This is a genomic window from Paenibacillus sp. FSL H7-0735, assembly GCF_038008505.1.
In the GTDB taxonomy this organism is placed as follows: Bacteria; Bacillota; Bacilli; order Paenibacillales; family Paenibacillaceae; genus Paenibacillus_AQ; species Paenibacillus_AQ odorifer.
Genome location: NZ_JBBOZH010000002.1, coordinates 795,343 through 817,984 on the forward strand (window position 1 = coordinate 795,343; position 22,642 = coordinate 817,984).

At 46.7% G+C, this 22,642-nt stretch carries 20 protein-coding genes; 5 read left to right on the top strand and 15 right to left on the bottom strand.

Going from position 1 to position 22,642, the window contains the following annotated elements; all coding sequences use genetic code 11:
* Positions 1–209 precede the first annotated feature (209 nt).
* Both NSS82_RS31110 and NSS82_RS31115 read left to right on the top strand, forming a co-directional pair.
* Complete coding sequence (locus tag NSS82_RS31110) at positions 210–1,370, top strand: ROK family transcriptional regulator (protein WP_076273149.1); 1,161 nt, start codon at positions 210–212, stop codon at positions 1,368–1,370.
* A 193-nt stretch (positions 1,371–1,563) separates the two neighbouring features.
* Entirely contained in the window at positions 1,564–1,764 is a 201-nt protein-coding gene (locus tag NSS82_RS31115; RefSeq protein ID WP_036680251.1) for a hypothetical protein, read from the top strand.
* Positions 1,765–1,899: 135 nt separating this feature from the next.
* Here NSS82_RS31115 and NSS82_RS31120 read toward each other — a convergent pair whose 3' ends face one another.
* The 7 genes from NSS82_RS31120 to deoC form a co-directional block, all read right to left on the bottom strand.
* Entirely contained in the window at positions 1,900–2,136 is a 237-nt protein-coding gene (locus NSS82_RS31120; RefSeq protein ID WP_036680252.1) for a glutaredoxin family protein, read from the bottom strand.
* A 67-nt stretch (positions 2,137–2,203) separates the two neighbouring features.
* A complete protein-coding gene (gene trxB / locus NSS82_RS31125) occupies positions 2,204–3,145 on the bottom strand; it encodes a thioredoxin-disulfide reductase (RefSeq protein WP_036680254.1) in 942 nt (313 codons plus the stop codon).
* A 183-nt stretch (positions 3,146–3,328) separates the two neighbouring features.
* Entirely contained in the window at positions 3,329–5,293 is a 1,965-nt protein-coding gene (locus tag NSS82_RS31130) for a heavy metal translocating P-type ATPase (protein ID WP_076273148.1), read from the bottom strand.
* Between the two features lie 324 nt (positions 5,294–5,617).
* Entirely contained in the window at positions 5,618–6,757 is a 1,140-nt protein-coding gene (aroB, locus tag NSS82_RS31135) for a 3-dehydroquinate synthase (protein WP_036680257.1), read from the bottom strand.
* Between the two features lie 963 nt (positions 6,758–7,720).
* Positions 7,721–8,791 carry a hypothetical protein gene (locus NSS82_RS31140; protein ID WP_076273147.1) on the bottom strand — a complete coding sequence of 357 codons (1,071 nt, stop codon included), beginning with the start codon at positions 8,789–8,791 and terminating at the stop codon, positions 7,721–7,723.
* Between the two features lie 206 nt (positions 8,792–8,997).
* On the bottom strand, positions 8,998–10,290 hold the full coding sequence (locus NSS82_RS31145; protein ID WP_036680260.1) for a homocysteine synthase: 1,293 nt from the start codon (positions 10,288–10,290) through the stop codon (positions 8,998–9,000).
* A 311-nt stretch (positions 10,291–10,601) separates the two neighbouring features.
* Entirely contained in the window at positions 10,602–11,279 is a 678-nt protein-coding gene (gene deoC, locus NSS82_RS31150; protein ID WP_076273146.1) for a deoxyribose-phosphate aldolase, read from the bottom strand.
* Positions 11,280–11,576: 297 nt separating this feature from the next.
* Here deoC and NSS82_RS31155 point away from each other — a divergent pair, with 297 nt between their 5' ends.
* A complete protein-coding gene (locus NSS82_RS31155) occupies positions 11,577–11,918 on the top strand; it encodes a hypothetical protein (protein ID WP_076099934.1) in 342 nt (113 codons plus the stop codon).
* A gap of 10 nt (positions 11,919–11,928) precedes the next feature.
* Positions 11,929–12,921 (top strand): ketoacyl-ACP synthase III, encoded by a 993-nt coding sequence (locus NSS82_RS31160; RefSeq protein ID WP_076137015.1) that lies wholly within the window; start codon positions 11,929–11,931, stop codon positions 12,919–12,921.
* A gap of 185 nt (positions 12,922–13,106) precedes the next feature.
* Here the strand turns inward: NSS82_RS31160 and NSS82_RS31165 are convergent, their stop codons facing one another.
* The 6 genes from NSS82_RS31165 to NSS82_RS31190 all read right to left on the bottom strand — a co-directional run bounded on the left by NSS82_RS31165 (position 13,107) and on the right by NSS82_RS31190 (position 19,448).
* Positions 13,107–13,940: a prohibitin family protein gene (locus NSS82_RS31165; RefSeq protein ID WP_036680268.1), complete on the bottom strand. Its 834-nt coding sequence runs from the start codon at positions 13,938–13,940 to the stop codon at positions 13,107–13,109.
* 105 nt (positions 13,941–14,045) lie between these two features.
* The gene (locus tag NSS82_RS31170) at positions 14,046–14,819 is read right to left on the bottom strand and encodes a hypothetical protein (RefSeq protein WP_038573360.1); all 774 of its coding nucleotides are present in this window, start codon (positions 14,817–14,819) and stop codon (positions 14,046–14,048) included.
* Positions 14,820–15,009: 190 nt separating this feature from the next.
* Positions 15,010–16,008 (bottom strand): LLM class flavin-dependent oxidoreductase, encoded by a 999-nt coding sequence (locus NSS82_RS31175; protein ID WP_038573362.1) that lies wholly within the window; start codon positions 16,006–16,008, stop codon positions 15,010–15,012.
* 21 nt (positions 16,009–16,029) lie between these two features.
* Entirely contained in the window at positions 16,030–16,512 is a 483-nt protein-coding gene (locus NSS82_RS31180) for an RrF2 family transcriptional regulator (protein WP_038573363.1), read from the bottom strand.
* Positions 16,513–16,730: 218 nt separating this feature from the next.
* Entirely contained in the window at positions 16,731–18,176 is a 1,446-nt protein-coding gene (locus NSS82_RS31185) for a SulP family inorganic anion transporter (RefSeq protein ID WP_038573365.1), read from the bottom strand.
* Between the two features lie 195 nt (positions 18,177–18,371).
* Positions 18,372–19,448 (bottom strand): bifunctional 3-deoxy-7-phosphoheptulonate synthase/chorismate mutase, encoded by a 1,077-nt coding sequence (locus NSS82_RS31190; RefSeq protein ID WP_036680279.1) that lies wholly within the window; start codon positions 19,446–19,448, stop codon positions 18,372–18,374.
* Positions 19,449–20,076: 628 nt separating this feature from the next.
* Here NSS82_RS31190 and NSS82_RS31195 point away from each other — a divergent pair.
* Entirely contained in the window at positions 20,077–20,622 is a 546-nt protein-coding gene (locus tag NSS82_RS31195) for a glutathione peroxidase (protein WP_038573366.1), read from the top strand.
* Between the two features lie 66 nt (positions 20,623–20,688).
* Here the strand turns inward: NSS82_RS31195 and NSS82_RS31200 are convergent, their stop codons facing one another.
* Both NSS82_RS31200 and NSS82_RS31205 read right to left on the bottom strand, forming a co-directional pair.
* On the bottom strand, positions 20,689–21,030 hold the full coding sequence (locus tag NSS82_RS31200; protein WP_036680283.1) for a 4Fe-4S binding protein: 342 nt from the start codon (positions 21,028–21,030) through the stop codon (positions 20,689–20,691).
* Entirely contained in the window at positions 21,027–22,637 is a 1,611-nt protein-coding gene (locus NSS82_RS31205) for an FAD-binding protein (RefSeq protein WP_038573370.1), read from the bottom strand. The genes NSS82_RS31200 and NSS82_RS31205 overlap by 4 nt, the downstream gene beginning before the upstream one ends.
* Positions 22,638–22,642 lie beyond the last annotated feature (5 nt).

Sequence of the window (22,642 nt, forward strand, 5' to 3'; positions counted from 1 at the left end):
ATCTTTTTGACTTTGTATATTGGTTAAACAAAGTTTTTTTATAAAATTTCCGCCTCTTTAAGTCTCCCTTGCCTATCCGTTTAATATTCAAAAAATCCAACAAACATAGATTTCCTCTTTTCTGCCGATGTATTGCAATTTCCAGCACATCACTCTAGACTAAGTGGCATACAACAAAAGGGAACTATGCTAAAAAGGATGTGTGATTCGTGAAGGTTACCGGAGATCAGGCGCTGGTCAAAAAAATCAATAAATCGATCGTACTACATACTATTCGAAGGAACTCTCCGCTCTCGCGCGCCAAGGTTTCAGAGATGACCGGACTGAATAAAGCTACCGTATCCAATCTGGTGGCAGAGCTATGCGCTCAAGAATTAGTGACTGAAGTTGGACCAGGTCAATCCAGTGGCGGCCGTAAACCGCTAATGCTGCATTTTAATAGCATGGCTGGCAGCGTAATCGGCATAGAGTTGCGAGTGAAGCAGCTGACAGCCGTCTTATGTGATTTAAGTGGTGGCATTCTTTTCGAAAGCGATTTCTCTCTGGATAATCATGCGCTGCCTTATGTACTGGAACGGATGAAAAAAATAATCTCAGACTTGATTGATAAAGCACCTGAATCCCCATACGGTATCGTCGGCATCGGAGTAGGTGTCCCCGGGATGGTGGATGAGAACGGGGTTGTTCTTTTTGCTCCCAACCTTGGCTGGGAAATGGTCGACCTGCGGGGTATTCTGGAGGCAGAATTCGCGGTTCCAGTCACTATTGATAACGAAGCTAACGCAGGTGCACAAGGTGAACTGAACTTTGGGGCGGCAAAAGATGTTAGACATCTGCTCTACATCAGTGCGGGTTCAGGGATCGGATCCGGTATTATTATTGGCGGCGAGCTGTACAAAGGTGCACGAGGATATGCCGGCGAGACCGGACATATGACGATTGAAGCAAAAGGCAAGCCGTGCAGTTGTGGGAGTCGTGGCTGTTGGGAGCTATATGCCTCGGAAAAAACCTATGACCATTCCGAGTTCTCCCTCCCTGCTCATACTACACAAGAACTGGTCCGTTATGCAGCCGCTGGACAAGAAGACGCCTTGCACCACTTCTCATCTATGGGTGAATATCTAGGCATCGGAGTAACGAATCTAATCAATAGCTTTAATCCAGAGCTGATTGTCATCGGTGGAGCTTTATCCGAAGCAGAAGCCTGGTTAGGGGAGCCTCTTCGCGGGGTTGTCGCGGAGCGTACGCTTCCTTATCATAAGCAGCAGCTCGAGATTACCTTCTCCAAGCTGGGCAGCCGGGGCACGATGATAGGCGCGGGGTTCTCTGCGGTTATGCATTTTCTAGGCGATATTCGGGTCACCGTTTAATGTAGTCTAATGGACAACGATTTTGCGGGACAGTTTCACGAGTGAAATTCATAAGCGGATAGAATTGACGTAAAATTGCCGCATTTAGGTGGATCAAAAGTGCAGTAAAAGCAACTTAAATCCTATATAATAAAGGATAAGTTAGTGTGACATTTATCACTACAACCCCTTTTTTGAAATGGAGAGCGAGTCCATGACCTATGTTGATACGTCTGATATCTCGGCACAGATGTTCATCACTGTGTTGCTTTTTCTGCTCATTATTGCCCCTTTGATCAGTCTCGGTGTGCTCCGTTTTTTTCAAGCCAAAAAGAAATCAGGATTCATTCTGATCGGCAGCGGTGTTGCTGTATACGTCCTATTTCAGATCATTACCTCTTTCACTCAAGCTTAAATTGAACTTCGCGATTTACATCATAAAAAATAGCCTGCGCATATAAGCGTCAGGCTATTTTTGTATACCTAGACCACAAAAAGGTCACCTCCAAAATGGAAGCGACCTTTTGCAATTTCTTCGCAGAAATCTTATTTAATTAACAGTCGCCAATGCTTTGTCGAACTGAGTTTTGTTCATCCCCACGATTTTGTACTCACCAATTACAGTTACAGGAACAGCTCTCATTCCCATATCCCAAACCTGCTGTGCGTAATCATCATTCTGCTCGATGTTACGTTCTTCATAGGCTACGCCTTTTTCGCTCAAAAAGCTCTTCACCTGACGGCAATGTGGACAATTTGTTGAAGTATATACAATTACATTTTCCATCATTAGACCTCCTGTGGAAGATTACAGTTATGTTATTTATTGTAGCACTGGGAGTTTTCTAACCAAATTACAGAATGACCGCGCTATGTTCCAGACTTTCAATGTATTTCTCAGCATCCATAGCTGCCATACATCCACTGCCTGCTGCCGTAATCGCTTGTCTATAACGGGTATCCTGCACATCACCACAAGCGAATACGCCTGGGATATTAGTTTCAGAAGTACCGGGATTAGTCATGATATAACCTTCAGCATTAGTTGTGATTTGTCCACCCAAGAATGCAGTGTTAGGATGGTGGCCAATCGCCACAAACACTCCGCTTGCTTCAATGATTTCTTCTTGTCCTGTCTCATTGTTCAGCACTTTTAGTCCACTCACGCCTTTATCTCCAGAAGTTACTTCCAGAGGAGTACGATTCAGGCTCCAAGCTACCTTAACATTATCGCGAACGCGATCCTGCATGATCTTGGAAGCACGTAGTTCTTCACGACGGTGTACCAAAGTTACTTTGGAGGCAAAACGAGTCAAGAAACCCGCTTCCTCAAGCGCAGAATCACCACCGCCAACAACCACGATCTCTTTATTACGGAAGAAGAATCCATCACAGGTAGCACAGGTGCTCACACCGCGTCCCACATTATCCTGTTCGCCTGGGATACCGAGGTATTTTGCCGTAGCGCCAGTGGAAATGATCAAGGTATCCGTCGTAAGAACACCCAATCCTTCAACATTAAGCTTAAAAGGCCGCTCTCCAAGTTCTACACTGTTCACCCAACCCGTACGGAATTCCGCACCAAAACGTTCAGCTTGTTTACGCATATTATCCATTAAGTCTGGACCCATAATCCCATCAGGAAATCCCGGGAAATTCTCCACTTCTGTAGTGGTGGTCAATTGTCCGCCAGGTTGGGGTCCTTCGATTACTAGTGGGTTCAAATTGGCACGAGCCAAGTAGATAGCGGCAGTCAACCCCGCCGGTCCGGTTCCAACAATTATTGATTTATACATATCTATATCCTCCTTGAGTTAGACGGCAGTGACGTCGCTTCTTATTTAAAATAATTATAATGTAGTCTTAATTATGCTAACTGAAAGCAAAAATGTCAATAAGCCAGACTCCCTCAGGAAAAAATCATTTGTGAACAATTTAATTTTTGGCAATAAATAATGCGCAATAACATCACTGACCTCTTACCGTAACAATCGCAGCCCATTAAGAATAACTAATATCGTACTGCCTTCATGACCGATCACGCCAAAAGGAAGGGCGATGCCCTGCACAAAGTTACTGATCATCAGAGCCGCGATTACTGTTACAGCAAAAATCATATTTTGCTTCACAATACGCTGTGAACGCCGTGCCAATGAAATGGTCGAGGCGATCTCTTCAATATTATCATTCATAAGCACTACATCGGCTATCTCAAGCGCTGCACCACTGCCTTTCATGCCCATACCCATGCCAACAGTCGCTGTAGCCAGAGCAGGCGCATCATTCACACCGTCACCCACCATCACAACATTACCGTGCTTTTCACGAAGCGCCTTAATATGCTTTACTTTATCCTCTGGTAAAAGGTCGGCAAATACTAAATCTACTCCGGTTGAAGCCGCAATAACTTTTGCTGTAGCTTCCCGGTCACCCGTAAGCATAGCCACTTTAATCCCCAGCTCCTGCAGCTTCCGCACTGCAGCTTCTGCTTGTGGGCGAACTGTATCCTGCAATGCAATCATACCTGCAATATGCTCACCGTCCAAAATAATGGAGACAGTCTTCCCCTCTTCCGCCAACTGCTGCCGTTTAGTTCTCCAGAATGCTAGCTCAGAATTCATCGCAGACGAAGTCAGCTCATCCAGTAAATTGGACTTACCAATTTTCCAGAGATGCCCGTCAACTTGACCTTCAATTCCCCAGCCAGTGATGGTTTTACTTTCCTGCACCCCCCGAAGCTCCAGATATTCTTCCTCAGCTTTACGCACAATGGCTTCCGCCAATGGATGGCGGGACATATGCTCAATGGATGCGCTAATCGCCAGTAATTCTTCCCGGTTGTAGCCTTCACCTGCAATAAAGTCAGTCACCTGCGGAGTTCCCTCTGTAAGGGTCCCTGTCTTATCAAAAGCTACAACTGAGGTCCGGGCCATATTTTCTAGGTGGACCCCGCCTTTAAATAAAATCCCTTTTCGCGCACTTTTGGAAATAGCCGACAGCATCGCAGGCATAATCGATGAGACCAACGCACAAGGCGAGGCTACTACAAGAAAAACCATCGCTTTATAAAAGGTTGCGCTCCAGCTCCAGTCCAGCAAAAAGGGTGGAAGGAAAATAAGAGCCACAGTCGAGGCGACAACTACCCGTGCATAGATGGCTTCCAGTCTTTTAATGAATCGCTGTGAATTTGGAACATCCGTCTCTGCTTCTTCTACCATCTTAATGATCTTGGAAAAAAGTGTGTTCTCTGCTGATTTCGTTACTTCAATATAAAGAGGACCTTCTCCATTGACCGTACCTGCGAATACTTCGCTGCCGGCACATTTTTCAACAGGCACTGACTCTCCTGTAATGGAAGCCTGATCTACTGCCGATTCTCCTCTGTACACCTTACCATCTGCAGGAATAAGATCCCCTGGACGTACAAGCAACAGATCTCCGATTACTAACTGATCAATAGCTACCTCGTTCATGCTTCCTTTTTCAATCCGCATGGCTGTGGCAGGTTTTAAGGCCATAAGTGAGGAAATATCCTTCTTACTCCGTTCCATCGTATAGCTCTCAAGTGCTCCACTAAGCGCAAAAATAAAGATGAGCATAGCACCTTCATTCCAGTACCCAATGGTAGCTGCGCCTAGTGCAGCCGCAATCATCAGCAGGTTCACATCGAGATCACGTTCTTTGACGAGCGTCTCAACGCCTTCTTTGGCTTTGTTCCAGCCACCAATGGTATACGAAATAACATAAAGTACTATAGAGAAAACTTCTGACCAGCTACCCATAGCCCAAGCAAAAAGCATAAGCACTCCGCTGCCAAGCGCAGCCTGCATCTCGGAGTTGCTGAGCATGGCTCTCAGATCGAACCGGCGTTTTGGAGCGCCTGGTTTCTTCATGCTGCCGGAGATTGAGGTTTGCTGGGGTAAATGTTTTGATGTTGCTTGCATAATAATCACCATCCTGAAAGTTTTGTGTAGGATTACTTCATTAACTTCTCTTCGCAACAAAACTTGCTTCGGGAGCACACGCTTTGTTTTGTCTAAATGATAATGAGAGCCATTCTTAAGACCCCTAAAATGACACATGCTGCCCCGGCTTAGCCGGGACAGCATGAATGATAACTATGAGTAGTGAGAATGATAATCATTGTTGCAACAGTACAACTATATTTCCTTAGTGCAACTTATATTTTAATAATACCACCTTGAACGAAAAAGTAAACCCTACCTTCCGGGCTATTCGTCATAAATTTAAAATAACGTTTTCCTATCTTAACTGCGTATTTTATTTAAAAGCTCGGATAGGACTTGCTCTTCGACTGGCGTCGAATAAGCTCCACCTTCAAAAGACTTCATCGCTCCAATTCCAGCTTGAAACACAAACCGTATACGCCCTTTGCGAACCTTTTTATCCGTATACATCTTATCGATCAGCATTCTATTTGTAATGGTTGCTGGTATTTCAGTCGGAAGTCCCGCCTTCTTCAACAAAGCAATCACACGCTGAGTTTCGTCAGCCGTTACATACCCCAACTGCTCTGCCAGCTGCACCTGAACCGCGAGTCCAATCGCAATAGCTTCACCATGTAATAATTCATAACCACTTAAAGCCTCTAACGCTCGGCCAGCAGTATGCCCCAAATTTAGAATTTGGCGCAGGTTGCTCTCTAGTTCGTCCTTTTCCACCACGCTGTACTTGATCTCGCAATTATGAAAAGCAATCCGTTCGCAAACCTCTCGATCTAATACAAGTTCGCCTTCTAAGGAGACAACTCGCTCCATATTCTGTTCAAGAAACTCAAAAAAGTCAGCATCCGCGATGCAGGCATGTTTGATTGTTTCAGCCAAACCACTGCGAAGCTCACGTACCGGAAGCGTTCTCCAAGTGGCTAGGTCGATGTAGACCTTTTTAGGCTGATGAAAAACACCAATTAGATTGGTTGCAACCGGTGTATTCACGCCCGTTTTACCACCAATAGAAGCATCCGCTGCTGCTAAAAGGGTAGTTGCATAGTTCAAACTTGGCACTCCCCGACCAAATGTTCCAGCCAAAAAACCTGCCAAATCCGTTACCGCCCCGCCTCCAATGGCAAGGATACAGCAATCTCGTCCATAAGAACGGCTTAATAGCCGATCCTCCAGCTCTGCCTTCGTTTCTCGGGTTTTGGACTTCTCTCCAGCAGGGAAAGAAAAAAGCTCCGCTTGAAAATCATTCTGAAGCAGCAGTTCCAGCAAGGCTTGTCCATACAGGGCTTCGACTTTGGAATCTGTAATAATCGCGAATTTGCTTACATTCTCGACAATTCCACGTTTTAAATCCTCAATCAGAGCGCCAAAAAGACCTTCCCCAATCTCAATATCGTAAGAATGATCTACGACCTTTTGCAAGCCAACTCTAAAATTCGTGGACATCTACAGCACCCCTATTCAGTAAGATGCTAATAAAATTCGAGCCTCCACTGTCATTATCCTGTTTATGTAAAATGTAAGAAGATGCTGGAAACAAATGTAGATGTTCCAAAACTAATGTTTCCTTGTTGGTCCTGATGATAGTACAGAGGTTCGATGCTGATTAGTTTGAGTGCGGGGGATGAGTTCGGAGGTTGAGTGCGGAGGTTGCATCCAAAGCATGAGTGCAGATTAGTTTAAGTACGGAGTTTGGGCACAGGGTGAGAGTACAGGAGGTTGAGGCGGAGGTTGAGCGTAAAGTATGAGTACGACAAGATTGATGAACGTATGATGCAAGTTGCTCGCGTATGTAGCTACTATCGGACTCAGCTGACCCTAATCGCTGGTTTTAAACACATTTGGTAATCTAACGGACCTCATTGCAGCTATTGACCTGAAAAGCACCAAATATGTACCTCTTCCTAACGAATAGCGTCTCTCGTATCCGAAACCATGCTAAAAAAGCTAAAATCAGGAAAATAGCGTCATCTGGGTCCTTAAGCATCGGGGGTTGAGGTGTGCGGAGGTTAGTGCCGAGTTTGAGTGCTGATTAGTTTAATTGCGGAGGTGCACGATTAGTTTAAGTGCGGAGTTGAGTGCAGTGTTTGGGCACATGGTATGAGTACGGCGTTTAAATGCAAGCATGAGTGAAGATTAGTTTAAGCGCTGAGGTTGAGCACAGGTAGGAGCACGGCGTTTAAATACAAAGCATGAATACAGATTAGTTTAAATACGTAGGTTGAGTACAGTATTGAGCATGGAGGTTGAGTATAGTGATTGAGTAATGGGTTATATGTACGCTGTTGAAGCAGGCAGCTAACGACCAAAAAAACAGAGCAACGATTCCCCGATAACCGGATAATCGCTGCTCTGAAGTCTTTTTACGATTCTTATATGAACTGCACCGTATCGTTCAGCAGAAAAAGCTTACTGCCTTCCCCCGGCGGCAGTATCCAGCGTTTCACGCTGCCTGGCGATCCAGATCAGGCAGGCCGCTCTCAGCAGCGCTTCGGTCCGCTGACCGGCGCTGCAAAAGATCCCGCTGAGCCCGATCTGATACAGATCGGCCAAAGCCGACGCCGCCGGTGTCCCCGCGGCAAGTACCACCGCCGCCGGCTTCACGCTCGTCACGGCGGCAAAGATCTCCCCCGCCGCCAGGGCGAAGTCCTCCGCGGCGGTCTCTTCCGGCGCGTGCTCGCCCGCCGCGCCGTCCAGCACTAGGAAATCGGCGATACGCGCGATTTCCGCAGCGGCGGCTGGCTCCACATCGGGCGCGATCAGCGCCCCGATGCGACATGCCGCCGCATAAGCGTGGCCGAGTGTCTGATCGGCCACGTCTTCGATGAATTCGCGCTTCGCGGCGAATTCGGCTGCGCTTGCGGTGTAGGCGACCAGCAGGTCCAGGCGGCAATCGCCGCCTTGCCGCTGGCTCTCCGCCACCGCAGCGAACAGCGCTTCGAGCTGCGCGTCCTGAAGCGCGGCAAGCTTGGCGGGCTGCGCCACCGCAAGCGACTCTGGATGCAGCAGGGTGACCGCTGCCCATTCGCCATCCGGCGATTCGAGCAGTTCGGCAGCAGCTGCGCGCAGACGATAAGAGATTCGCTGCAGAATCCGTGCTGCTTGCAGTTCATCCTCGCTAGATAACCAGTTCTCATAAAGACAGAACAGCTCTGGTTCCAGCAGCCATTCCTCACTCCGTATCAAACAAGGGCCCGCTTGAGCAGTCCTTGTTCCTTCCCGTCCAGCAAGACGTTCTTCTCTTCCTTCACGCAGCACTAGGAATGTCGATGGTTCCCCCGGCCGCTTAAAATAAGACCGCTTCAAAGGCTCAATGACATCCCTCTGCTCTACTCCAGCGATAAATTCTGCGGCAGCCGAGGCTACGGACCCAGCTTGGCTCATTTCCATTCCCACAGTCCGATCACCAGCCTTATACATGAACTTGAACGGGCGCTCTTCACTACTCCGCAAACCATCCTGCTGACGTTCACCCTTCATCCTCGCACCCACCCTTTATCTTTGGATTGCTGCCGGTATGCCAAGCTATATAACATAAGCGACCGACATTTCATTACCTCACTTATAAATACGGGAGCCACACCTGAAATATGCAAGCGTTGCCAAATCCGATGAATATTCCAACTTTTTTACGCAACAAAAAAAGCATCACCGCAGAGCGGTAATGCTTTTCGAAATATAAACTTCTATTGTTGACTGGCTGCAATAGCTTGCTCCAGATCATAGATAATATCATCAATGGATTCCGTCCCGATCGACAAACGCAGCAATTCCGGCGTTACTCCGGCTGTGATTTGCTCTTCATCCGACAGTTGTGCATGTGTTGTGCTTGCTGGGTGGATGATCAATGACTTGGAATCACCCACATTCGCTAAATGAGAGAACAGCTTCACATTCTCAATCAATTTACGTCCCGCAGCACTTCCACCTTTAATACCGAAAGTTAGGATCGCTCCTTGGCCTTTAGGCAAATACTTTTGCGCTAATTCATGAGATGGATGCGTAGGAAGTCCCGAATAACTTACCCATTCCACATCGGAGTGTGCCTCCAAATATTGTGCTACCTTCAGCGCATTCTGGCTATGACGTTCCATCCGCAAATGAAGAGTCTCCAGACCTTGCAGCAGCATCCAAGAGTTGAACGGAGAAATCGCCGCCCCTAAATCGCGAAGCAATTGAACGCGGGCTTTAATAATATAAGCAATCGGGCCCACCGCTTCCGTATAAACCACTCCATGATAGCTTGGATCTGGCTCCGTAAGACCTGGGAATTTACCGCTTGCCTTCCAATCAAATTTACCACCGTCAACAATAATCCCACCAATGGATGTACCATGTCCACCGATGAATTTGGTTGCTGAATGGACAACAATGTCCGCGCCATGCTCAATCGGACGCAATAAATATGGACTTGGGAACGTATTGTCTACGATGAGAGGAATCCCATGTTCATGGGCAATCGCTGCAACTGCCGCAATATCCAGAACATTTCCCTGTGGATTGCCGATTGTTTCTGCATACAAAGCTTTGGTCTTATCCGTAATCGCAGCACGGAAGTTCTCAGGATTATCCGAATCTACGAAATGAACCTTAATACCAAGCTTAGGCAGTGTTGTCGAGAAAAGATTATAAGTTCCGCCATACAGGCTTGCAGCAGATACAATTTCATCCCCAGCGCCCGCAATATTTAGAATGGAAAAGGAAATAGCCGCTGCCCCGGAAGCTGTAGCAAGCGCACCTGCCCCACCTTCAAGTGCCGCCACGCGCTGTTCAAATACATCCGTAGTTGGGTTCATCAGCCGAGTATAAATATTACCGAATTCTTTTAGCGCGAACAGATCCGCTGCATGATCAGCATCACGGAACCCGTAGGAAGTGGTCTGATAAAGCGGAACAGCACGTGAGAAAGTAGTTGGATCAATTTCCTGGCCTGCATGGACAGCCAAAGTTTCAAACGACAGCTTGCGATCTTCTGACATAGGTATTTCCTCCCCTATAATTAAGTATAGAAATGATTAACAATTTTGAATTGTACTCATTCTCTCACAAACCACATCATTTGAAAAGAAAAAAATCTCATTATTCCGGTGTGAATTATTGTACTTTGGTCAAATGCTTCTGCTAGTGTCCTCTATCTACTGGATAACGCTTTCAATATAAATTAATAAAAACCTCAACCTTATGTATAAAACACAATTCCTAATCAAACTGATCGGTTAATAGCTTGAATCAGGACAGCGGCGATTGAGCTTGTCCTCCTCACTCGCCGCTTCCGATTCAGCCCCTCGGCTTAGTAATTGCTTTGGCTTGTTTCGCCTTTAGCAATCGCTACACCACCACTAGTTCCAATACGGCTTGCACCTGCTTGTACCATTACATGTGCATCTTCTGCACTACGTACACCACCGGAAGCTTTTACACCGATATTAGGTCCAACTGTAGCACGCATAAGCGCGATATCTTCTTTCGTTGCCCCGCCTGTAGAGAATCCAGTGGATGTTTTTACGTAATCTGCTCCAGCCTCAACAGATAGCTTGCAGGCACGAACTTTTTCTTCTTCCGTTAACAGACAAGCCTCAATGATGACTTTTGTCAGTGCTTTGCCACGAGCTGCATCTACAACGGCTGCAATATCACGTTTAACCAGCTCATCGTTGCCATCTTTTAATGCTCCGATATTGATGACCATGTCCACCTCGCCAGCACCTTTAGCGATAGCATCGGTAGTCTCGAATGCTTTGCTCTCTGTTGTCGATGATCCCAGCGGGAAGCCGATAACTGTACATACTTTAACCTTAGGCGTATCTTTCAGCACTTCATGGGCAGTAGCTACCCAAGCAGGGTTTACGCAGACAGAAGCAAACTTATAAGTTTTAGCTTCCTCCGCCAATTTAATAATGTCTTCTTTCCGTGCATCTGCTTTAAGCAGTGTATGATCAATAATCCCCGATAGTGTAATTTCGCTCATTTTTATTATTCCTCCATGATTTGGATAGTAGTTTTTTTCATCTCTGTAATCATACCAATAGAACTCTGCTTTGCAAAGCAAACAGGGTGAGCATGCCTACCTCAAACCTTAATTTGTGCAGATTTTATGGATTTTAAGTAGTTTATCATTCCCTAAATTATCTTTTTAAAAAAATAAAGGTTTAATCCCCTAAACTTTCCCAATTAAAAATACGATAATAGTCTTAGATAAATAGGTTTTTTTATCCTATTCATCAAAATTTTTCTTAGATAATACTTAGGAGGAGATTAATCAAAAATGGGAAACTTCAATTTCGCCACAAATGCTGCAGATCAAAAACTGAATGTACAAGTCGAAGGAACTATGTCGCCAGAAGATGCAGGACGTTTCATTAATGAGTACAACCAAATCATAAGTGCATTCGACCCCAAACAATATGAGATCATCCTAGATTGCAAGACATTGAATGTATCCTCAAAGGACACACTTCCCATGCTTGAGCAATGCTACATACTGTATAAACAATCCGGATTTAAAAAAGTAACCTTTATTATTGCCAAAAGCCCTGTCCTAAAAATGCAATTAAGCCGAGTGGCACGGGCAACGAAATTAGAAAATTACGAAATTATTGAAGCATAGGAGGCGCCACTTGGGACATATAGCGATTCGCCAAGCTGCTTATTACCACCCAGAGCATATCGTAGATAACGAATATTATCTGAAGCATTTTCAGAGTATGGGCAAGGACATCAAACGATTCCTAGAAGTCATGGGTCGCGACCGGAGATACATCGTAAAAGAACAGGGTGAAAATGCCCTGACGATGGGATTAAAGGCTGCCCAAAAAGTGCTTAGCGAAGCGAATTTGCAAGGTGAGGATATGGACATGATCATGTTCGCTTCACAGACGCCAGAGTACACCTATCCTACCAATGCACTTCTACTACACCGTATGCTTCAAGGTAAACACCGGACCATTACGCAGGATTCCAATGCTAACTGCGCAGGAATGGTATCTGCCGTGGAGCAGACAAGTCGTTATATGCAAGCCAATCCCAGCATCAGGTACGCACTCGTCGTAGGAAGCGACTACAGTTCAGTGAACTGCAATACAGATGATGAAATTACTTACCCTAACTTTGGGGACGCCGCAGCAGCAGTGATTCTGGAGCGCAGCAACGAGCATGCAGGCTTCATAGATTCCCTTTATTACACCGATTCTGAGGGCTCCGAGAATATTATGTTCCCGGCCTGCGGCCTGTCGAATATTTATCAAGAGGGTATGACCCCAGAGCAGATTCGGATACGGTGGACCCCTTTTGACGGTACTGTGTGTGTAGACGCAGCTATAGCGGATATGAAAGAGCTTCTCTCACGCAACGGTCTGACTACGGACGATATCTCTGCATTCTGTCTTTCACAATTCTCACTGAAAAATATCGAGCTCATCCAAATCGGACTCGGACTAACCGCAGAGAAGTTCATTTATGTAGGCGACGAGTTCGGCTATACAGCCACAAGCAGTCCTTTTATCGCCTTTCAACGCGGAGTCGAGGACGGACGAATCAAACGTGGCGATTATGTCTTCTTTTGGTCAGTTGGCGCTGGCTGGCAAATTCCTACGATGCTTTATCAATATTAATAGTATAAAAAGCCCTACTTCTATAGAAGTAGGGCTTTCCTATCAGAGGAGCAGTTGTTGATAAACTAGGGAGTGTCCGTATAGCCAATCCCGGAATTACATAAGGTAAATAGGAGGCATCTTGGCGTTCGAGCCGCTATTGGCATAAAGCAAATTGTGAAATAAATCAGAAACCCAATAATGAATTATTTAGTCAGGGATTGAACATCCACAAAAGGTGTGGCTCCCCCTGTTACAGATGGCAGCACGCCGTTCCATTTTTCCAGCGCTTTCTCCTGAACCTCAATTTGCTTCAGCTGCACCAGCTCAGGTGTAACCTCTTGCTTCTTAAGTCTTAAAGATTCGGCCTCTGCTTGCGCCTGGGCGATTTTTTGCTTCGCTTCAATTTCAATCCGCCGGAGATCATTTTCCGCCTTCAGCGCCTGCTGCTGGGCAACCTGCTTTGCTTCAATCGACTGGTTAAACGCCTCCGAGAATTTAAAGTTAACGATGTTAATATCGTTGACGATCAGGTCATATTTTGCCAGCCTAGCGGTTAAGTGCTCACTAATCTCACTCGACACCACATCACGACGCGTAATCAAATCCTCTGCTGGATATTTGGCTGTCACTTCTTTAACGATTTCTTGAATAGCCGGATTGATAATTACACTATCAAAATTACCTCCGATATTGTTCATCAGATTAAAGGCCGAAGCCTTATTTACGGAATAGTTCACCGCCACATGTGTGGACACAGGCTGAAGATCCTTTGAAGAGGCTGAAGTATCGGTCTCCGCCTTCGTTACCTGTGTATTGACCTGAATCACTGTCTGAATAAAAGGGATTTTAAAATGAATGCCGGGTGACAATGTATTGTCATTTAATTTGCCAAAGGTTTTGTATAAACCTACATGCCCATATTCCACAGATACAAAAGAGTTCGCGCCGATCAACAATACAATGAGCACCGCTGCAATACCGCTGACTATTTTTCCCGGACGCAGCTGTTTCAATTTCGGATTCATTTGCATATTCATCCAATACCCCTCCTAGATTATGGATAATCATTCAAGCTTAACCGTCTATACGGAGGTTTAGGGTAAATGGTCGCAGGAAATATTTCAACAGCAGTGGTCATGGCGTTACCGCTCTGGGATCAGTCCTTCTACGGTCAACCGGAATTTTTTGCTCTGCTTGTCCCCGATATTAGAAGCTTCATATATTCCTTCATCCGTTAGCACCACGGAGTCCGCCTTTAAAGCATCATTAACGAAAGTTATCTCAGCGTGATCAACATTCCAGCGGTAAATGTAGGCACTCATCGGATTTCCATGTGCGGCTACACCCTCAAAAGATCCATCCTGATCAACATCCAGCTCTCTGGAATGTCCGGTATCAATTTGCAGCAAACCCGAGGGGTTACCGCTCTCGTCGATTAAATAATAGTTACTGAGCGAGTTATTTGCTCCTAGTCCTCCAGTGATTTTCAACACCTTTTCGCTAAACAGCCGCACTACTTCTACCTTGATATCCTCCGGTTGACGATAATTATAAGTTCCTATCGCCCCTAGACTGTATTGCCCTTTGGAAGTAGAAGTTCTGGCATACACATAGTCTTCGTCACTAGCCATCGTATACACACTCACTTTGACTCCTCCGAAATCTTCCAGCTTCTTCTCTGTAATCAAAGTAGCGCCTGTAGGTGGAGCAATTAGTTGAGAGACTACGGGGATTGTATCCTCCAGCTTCCACTCTAGCTTAATGAGATTTGCAGCGGTGTCCGTTGGCTTCGGTCTTGAGGTGTGGTAGTCGTTAGCCGATTGAAGGGAGGATGGGTCCACCTGATGTTGGCAACCTGCCAGCAGATTCATTAGAAACAAGGCTGTCAGCGTAACGGATTTATGTAAAGGAAACATCCTTGATCACTTCCTACCTCTTTTTAAAATTAAATCTTTCATTAATCATAGATGAAGTTAGGCATTCAAATGTTACTTTTAGGAGGCGGTAGGGTTAATTTATTGTCTTTTGAGGGGATGCGCCGATCAAAAGCTAAATTAGCATACAAAAAACCCGCATCAAATGCGGGTTAAGGTTAGCTATCCAGAATCAAGAGCCTAGCAGTTCACGCGCCAGTAGTCGGTAAACCTCTAGCCGTTTCTCCTGCGAATGTGGGATGCTGCATATCATTGCTTCTTGGAATCCATATTGTGCTTGTTCTTCTTGCAAACGTACGGCGATGTCTTTAACCGCACCAACCAAATGAATCTTGCGCCCTTCCTTGATTGACATCCGGTCAATTTCCGATAACGAAATGTTCTGAGCTTCTTCTGGTGTCAGCACCTGAGTAATCCGGCCCTTACTCATCATCAACCGAAAAATATCCTGCGGTAACGCTTCATACTCAGCTTCTTCCTTCGTTTCTGCTGTGGTCACCATATAGGATACACTGATCTCTGGTTTGTCCATAAAGATAGAAGGCTGGTAGTTATTCCGGTAATGGTCCAAGATCTCATTACTCATCGCACCATTAAAAAATTGTGCGAAGGAGTATCCGACTCCCATTTGTGCAGCTTTTCGCGCACTATTGCCGCTCGAGCCTAACAACCATACTTCAGGGAGCGCCACCTTCGTTGGAGCAGCGAGATTTTTGGCATATAGCTCATCTTCCGGAATCTGATCACTAAGCAGTTGCATGGTAATGCCAAGCTTGTCATACATATTATGCAGCATTAACTCACGGCCTTCAGATAAAGCGTACATGGCGCTTGTATCGCCACCAGGAGCTCGTCCCACACCGAAATCAATTCTCCCCGGGGAAAAAGCACTTAACGTTTTAAATACTTCCGCCAGCTTAAGAGGAGAATAATGCATCATCATTACACCGCCGGTGCCGATTCGAATACGGTTGGTCTTGGCGGCTAAACGGGCAGCCGTTACTTCCGGAGCTGAGCTAGCAAAAGTATTTCCGCCATGGTGCTCTGCCATCCACATTCTGCTATATCCCAGCTCATCTGCTAAAATAGCCAGTTCTTCTGCTTTATTCAGGGCACCTTCCGCTGTGTTACCGCTTGTCACGGGTGCCTGATCCAATACGCTTAATCTCATGCGAATACATCCCTTCTTTGGTTAGATGACCATTTTATTGCTGACCCATTCCTCTAAGACTGCAATCTTATCTTTAAAGCGTTCAGCACGCATTTCCTCCGACAACGAAGCAATAGTCTCTCGCTTTAATACAGCTTTCCAAGAGGATTCAGCTTCTTCCATCAGATTCGATAACAGGCAGCAGCTGTCTTCTTTTTCTAAATCCAACATGTCTACCAGAATCCCATTCGATGAATACAGCGACTGCTGGCCTTCCACCGCGAGGTAAACGTCATATACACGAATATCTTCAGGGCTTTTCTTTAATTTAAAACCGCCTTTAATGCCAGGAACAGACGTGATGATGTCTGCGGTTACCAGCTTTCTTAACAGTTTCTGAAAATAGGTCGCCGATGCTCCGAGCTGCTGGCTAATCGCTTCCCCAGACAACACCGCCTTATCCGGCAGCATGTTGAGTAGAACCAGTGCATATACCGACTGTTCTACCCCTGTTTTCATATGCATGTACAGCACCTCGATTTACGTAAATAGCTTGATTCAAACTGTAGATAATACCGTCCGCGTATAAAGCGGATAAACATTATCCACTTTATACTTTATATTATTTTAAATCCAAAGTAAAACCTTGCTGGCCTTTTCTTTCAGTTAATATCTGCTATAAAAAAAAGATCACGCACATAGCGCAATCTTTTTTGAGGGTATCCGTTATTTTTTTGTATGTCCTACTGTAATGATAATCCCACCCGCTGAACCAGCTGTGAGCTCTGGTCATTAAGTCCTGTAATGGTGACTTTTTTGCCATGCTCGGCGTATTTGCTCATCGTCTTCGCTATGGCATGGACAGCGGATTGGTCCCACACATGGGAGTGTAAAAAATCGATAATAATATGATCCGGATCGCTTTCGTATGCGAATTCATGAATGAAGTGGCTTGTCGTGCCGAAGAACAGCTGGCCGGAAACCGCATATGTCTTGGAAGAGGTTGCTTCCTGAACAGTTAGGCGGATCGAAGCTATTTTCCAAGCAAACGTTAAAGCACTTAGCAGAACCCCAAACAAAACCCCAATAGAAAGGTTGTCTGTAACCACCACGGTGACCACCGTCACAATCATAACCAGCGCATCGCTTAGCGGAACACGGGTTAAAGTTTTGAGTGAGCTCCATTCAAAGGTGCTGATACAGACCATTATCATTACGCCGACGAGCGCGCCCATCGGGATCTGCTTCACCACATCGCCAAGTACGATAATTAGGAATAATAAAAAGATTCCTGACACAAACGTGGACAGACGCGTGCGTCCTCCTGACTTCATGTTAACCATCGATTGGCCAATCATCGCACAGCCTGCCATCCCTCCGAAAAAACCAGTGACTACATTCGCAAGCCCCTGTCCCTTCGCCTCTCTGTTCTTATCACTACCTGTGCCCGTAATATCGTCTATTAAGGTGGCAGTCATCAGGGATTCCAATAGCCCAACTACGGCCAGTGAAAGTGAATATGGCAAAATAATAAGCAGAGTATCCAGCGTGAACGGGATTTGCGGGAGATGGAATAGTGGCAAAGTTGCTGTAATATTCCCCATATCGCCTACGGTTCTTACGTCCAGATGAAGAGCGATGCTAAGAACAGAAACGATAACGATCGCTACAAGTGCTGAAGGTACGGCTTTGGTAAACCGAGGAACCATGTAGATAATAAGCAAGGTCAGAGCTACCAGTCCGTACATCACCCAGCCTTGTCCTTTAAAATGGGTAAGCTGTGCCATAAAAATCAGTATCGCCAGCGCGTTGACAAACCCTGTCATGACCGGCTGTGGCAAAAACGTGATAAACCGCCCCAGCTTTAGCATCCCCATCAATATCTGAAACACACCAGCCAGTACAGTTGCCGCGAACAGATACTCTATTCCGTGTTCTAGTACGAGACTTCCGACTAACAGAGCCATAGCTCCCGTAGCCGCCGAGATCATTCCGGGTCTGCCCCCGGCAAGTGCCGTTACAATCGCAATACAAAAAGAGGCATATAAACCAACCATCGGACTTACTCCCGCCAGGATCGAAAAAGCGATCGCTTCAGGAATCAGCGCAACGGCTACGGTCATCCCCGATAAAATATCGGTTCGAGTGTTAGAAAACCACCCATTATTTAAGGTAAGCTGCTTCAAAATCTATTTTCCTCCTGTGACTATTAAAATGTGTGGATCTTTTGTCAGAAAAGACCCGGGGCCGGTGCAACGCTAATGTTGCTTATTGTACTCGACCCACCTTAACCTTCACAAAAAGATTAGTTAGACTTGTAAGCGCTTATACACCTCATTTTCTAGCGAATCCTTAAAATATCATGCAAATTCTATATTTCTAGATTACCGGTACAATCCGGAAGCTTTCACTTCATTAAAGAAGGTGTTGAATTCATCAATGTTCAGCTGCTGAGCGGCATCAGACAATGCGGTTGCAGGATCAGGATGCACTTCCACCATAATGCCGTCAGCTCCAGCTGCGAGTGCGGCTTTCGCACATGGAATAAGGATGTCTTTGCGGCCTGTCGAGTGAGTTACATCAACCAATACTGGCAAATGGCATTCCTGTTTGAGAATTGGCACTGCTGAGATATCAAGCGTGTTGCGGGTCGCTTTTTCATAGGTGCGAATTCCACGTTCAATCAGCATGATCTGTGTGTTTCCACGAGACATGATGTATTCCGCTGCATGGATGAATTCATCGAGTGTGGCAGCCAATCCACGTTTCAGCAGCACCGGCTTGTCGACTTCTCCGACCGCTTTTAGCAGCTCGAAATTATGCATATTACGTGCACCGATCTGGATGATATCCACATAATCAAGCGACTCTTCAATATGTCTTGGATCTACAATTTCGCTGATGGTCAGCAGTCCATATTCATTTGCTGCTTCTCGTAATATTCTTAAACCGTCCATTCCCAGCCCTTGGAAATCATAAGGTGAAGTCCGAGGCTTGAAGGCACCGCCACGCATTACACGTACTCCGGCTTTTTGCAGGGCAGCAGCTACGGTGCGAGTCTGCAGTTCACTTTCCACGGAGCAAGGACCGGCTACCATCAGTGAAGAAGCACCGCCAACCGTTACATCTCCCGGCAGAACAATCACTGTATCCTCTTTGTGGCTCTTGCGGGCTACCAGTAAAGTTTTTTTATGATCATCTGTTTGTAAGTCCAGAGAAGCTGAGAAAATTTGTTTGAAGAGGCTACGGATCGTCCCGTTAGTGAAAGGGCCTTTGTTGCTCGCTACGAGCTTATCCAGCATCTGTTTTTCCCGTTCCGGATCAAATTTAGGGACACCTTGTTTTTCTTTAACTACTCCAATCTCCTGAACAATCTTAGCCCGCTCGGAGATCAGCTCCAGCAATTGCCCATTAATTTCATCCAGACGACCTCTAAGAACATCCAATTCCACGTTACTCATTACCCTTCCACTCCCTCTTTTTGTTATAATTTGGAACGCAAAAAGGCCCCCCGTCGCAAGGGACGAGGAGCCGTGGTACCACCCTTATTTAGAATTAACCCGAATACTAGCACAAAGGAATAGAATCTCATGTTCCCCTGACTAAGAATTAATTCTGTCTTTCACCCGGTAACGCGGGGCGCGGGCCTCCCTACTCATACCTGCCACAACCTGTGACAAACTACTTCAGGGGCCGACTCGGAAGTGAACTTCGGCATTAATCGTCTCATGAGGGTGCTCTCAGTCTCCGGCACGCCTTCCCTGTTAAGATCCGCTATAATGCTTACTCTCTTCGTCATAGTCCTTATCTATGTCAGCGCGGCTTTTGCGCTGGTTTCTGCTATCTTAATCAAAAAACGTTCCCGATGCAAGATAATAATGGAACGCAGAGTAGCTTTAACGCAATAAATTTTTTTGACTGATCCATACCCATTATCTATCCTATTCCAACCTGGCAATTACGGTTCCAATTCCTTCAAGCTGTATTGTTTGACAGCGATAATTGAATTGTTTACAATTTAATTATTATAAATATTTCCTGTTCTTTTTCAAAAAGCATAGATAACTTAACTGAAGGGATGTAGCAGCCATGAGCATTTATCAATATTCAGCACGCAGTATTCGGGGAAAAGATATCGAGCTAGAGCAATACAAAGGTAAAGTACTACTGATAGTGAACACAGCAAGTAAGTGCGGATTTACCCACCAATATTCAGATCTGCAAAAGCTTTATGAGCGGTACGAGGAACGTGGCCTCCAAATTCTCGGCTTTCCTTCCAATCAATTTGGAGAGCAAGAACCCGGCAGCAATGAAGAGGTTAATGTATTTTGCCAAATTAATTACGGGGTAACCTTCCCACTCTTTGAAAAGGTTGACGTAAAAGGCGAAGCTAAACACCCTCTTTTCACCTACCTAACAGAACAGGCTGGATTTGAAGGGTTCGATATCAACCATTCTTCAGGAAAGCTGCTGCAAAGCATGCTTGAAGACAAAGATCCAGAGGCTCTGAACAATGACGAAATCAAGTGGAACTTCACTAAATTCCTGATTGATCGCGAAGGCAATGTTGTCACTAGATTCGAATCTACGGTGGACCCGCTGGATATTGAACCAGCTATCGAAGCCCTGCTGTAAGTTTCTAATATATGAAAAATCCGCCTAGCTTTCGGGCGGATTTTTTGGGTTTAAGCCTCTGCTTATTCATGTACGGTACTGCTCGGTAAACACTTCAAAATAAGGAGTCGTATCCCTCTCCGCCATCGAGCCATTCGCACCTGGTCCCCAGCCGATTTCAGCACGCCAGCTTCCCAACGCGCCTGACTGGATTAACGCCTCCTCATTTACACCGATCAGCTGATCCGCCTGTGGTGCCACGTATAAAGCATCTACAGGACAATAAGCTTCACACATGAAACAGGTCTGGCAATCTTCCTGACGGGCAATGACCGGAATCTTCCCCTGCATTTCGAATACGTTCGTCGGACATACTTTCGTACACAGCTTACAACCAACACAACGCTCCAAGCTGATTAATTCGATCATATCGCTTGCCCCTCCTTCAGCGCATTCAGTTCATGAGCATGGGGCACAGCCTCTGTACTGATGCTTATATGTTGAATACCGGATAAGATTAGCCGGTGAGTCTGGCGCGGATCAAGCTCCGGATATTCCGCTAGCTTTTGCAGTCCGCGGGTCTCTTTCCGGGCGAGTGCCGCGGTGTACATCCACCTGCCGACCGCGAGCATAGCCGCGGCTTCACGCGATTGCACGATGCCCTGAACGCTGGCAGGAGCCTGCCCGTTCAAATAGGGCATCAAGGCATTCAGCCGCTTCAAGGCTGAAGAAATGCCCGGCTCGCTGCGGAAATAATTGATCTGCAGCGGCAAGATTTCACGCTGGATTGCCGCGATTAGCGGCTTCACCTCCAGCGTTTCCGAGGCATCGGCGCCAGCCTCCAGCCCGTAGCGTCCCGCTGCGGTCAGCTTGCGGCTGTTCGCCTGTCCTCGGCAGGACAGCGCATGCTGCGCGGCTCCCTGCCCAGCCCAGCTTCCGCTGCACATGGCCCAGGAAGCGTTATAAGCCCCGCCGCCGGAGATGGCGCCGGTCACTTTCTCGCGAGATGCGGCATCTCCGGCCGCATAGAGTCCGGGCACGGTCGTCTGGCAATCCGTGCCGCTCAAGCGCAGACCCCCAGTGCCGCGCATCGTGCCCTCATAGCGCAGGGTGAGCGGGAATTTCTGCTTAAACGCATCAATTCCCGCCCGCTCCAGCGGCATAAAGAAAATCGGATGCGCTTTGCGAAGAAAATCCTGTTTCTCCGCGGTGTCCGCCAGATCCAGCGAAGCGTAAACCGGACCCTTCAGCATCAGCTCAGGAATGCTGCCAAAGGTCCGATCCCCTCTATGCAACGGATGACCGTCCGCATCATAAAGGGTGGCCCAAGCCAGCATGCGGCCACGTGTTACGGTTCCGTCCGCAAAGCTTGGCGCATATTGGCGGCTGAATTCCATGCCCGAAAGATCAGCTCCCACCTCTGCGGACATCAACAATCCTTCCCCTGTCAGCACGTTGCAACCAAGGCCTTTGCTGAGAAAAGCACAACCTCCGGTAGCCATCACAACGGCATTAGCCTTCACTTCCCAGGACTCTCCTGTCAGGCGGTTGATCCCACGCGCTCCACCGACACCGTGTTCATCGTGAAGAAGTTCCAGCGCTGGTGACTGATCAAGAATTGTGACCCCTGCTTTGCGCACAACTTTTCGCATAATCCGCATATATTCTGGTCCATGGAGATGGGTACGCAGTGAGTTTCCTTCTTCATCCTTCGGAAACGGATACCCCCACTGCTCCACTTGAGCCAGGTTCTGCTCTACCTGATCCAGCACCCGGTGAATCCAGGCATTCTCCGATAAATATCCGCCGGCCTTAAGTCTGGCCTGCACTGCCTGCTCCCGCAGCTCGGCAATGGGAGGGATAACGAGCAACGTTGTTCCACCCGGTGCAGTTGCGCCACTTGTGCCCAAGTAGCCCTTATCCGCCAGGACTACCTTTGCACCTTGCGAGGCTGCACTCCATGCCGACCACGCCCCAGCAGGACCTCCGCCAAGCACGAGGACATCCACTGTCATTTCCTTCTTAAGCTGCGACATCTTTT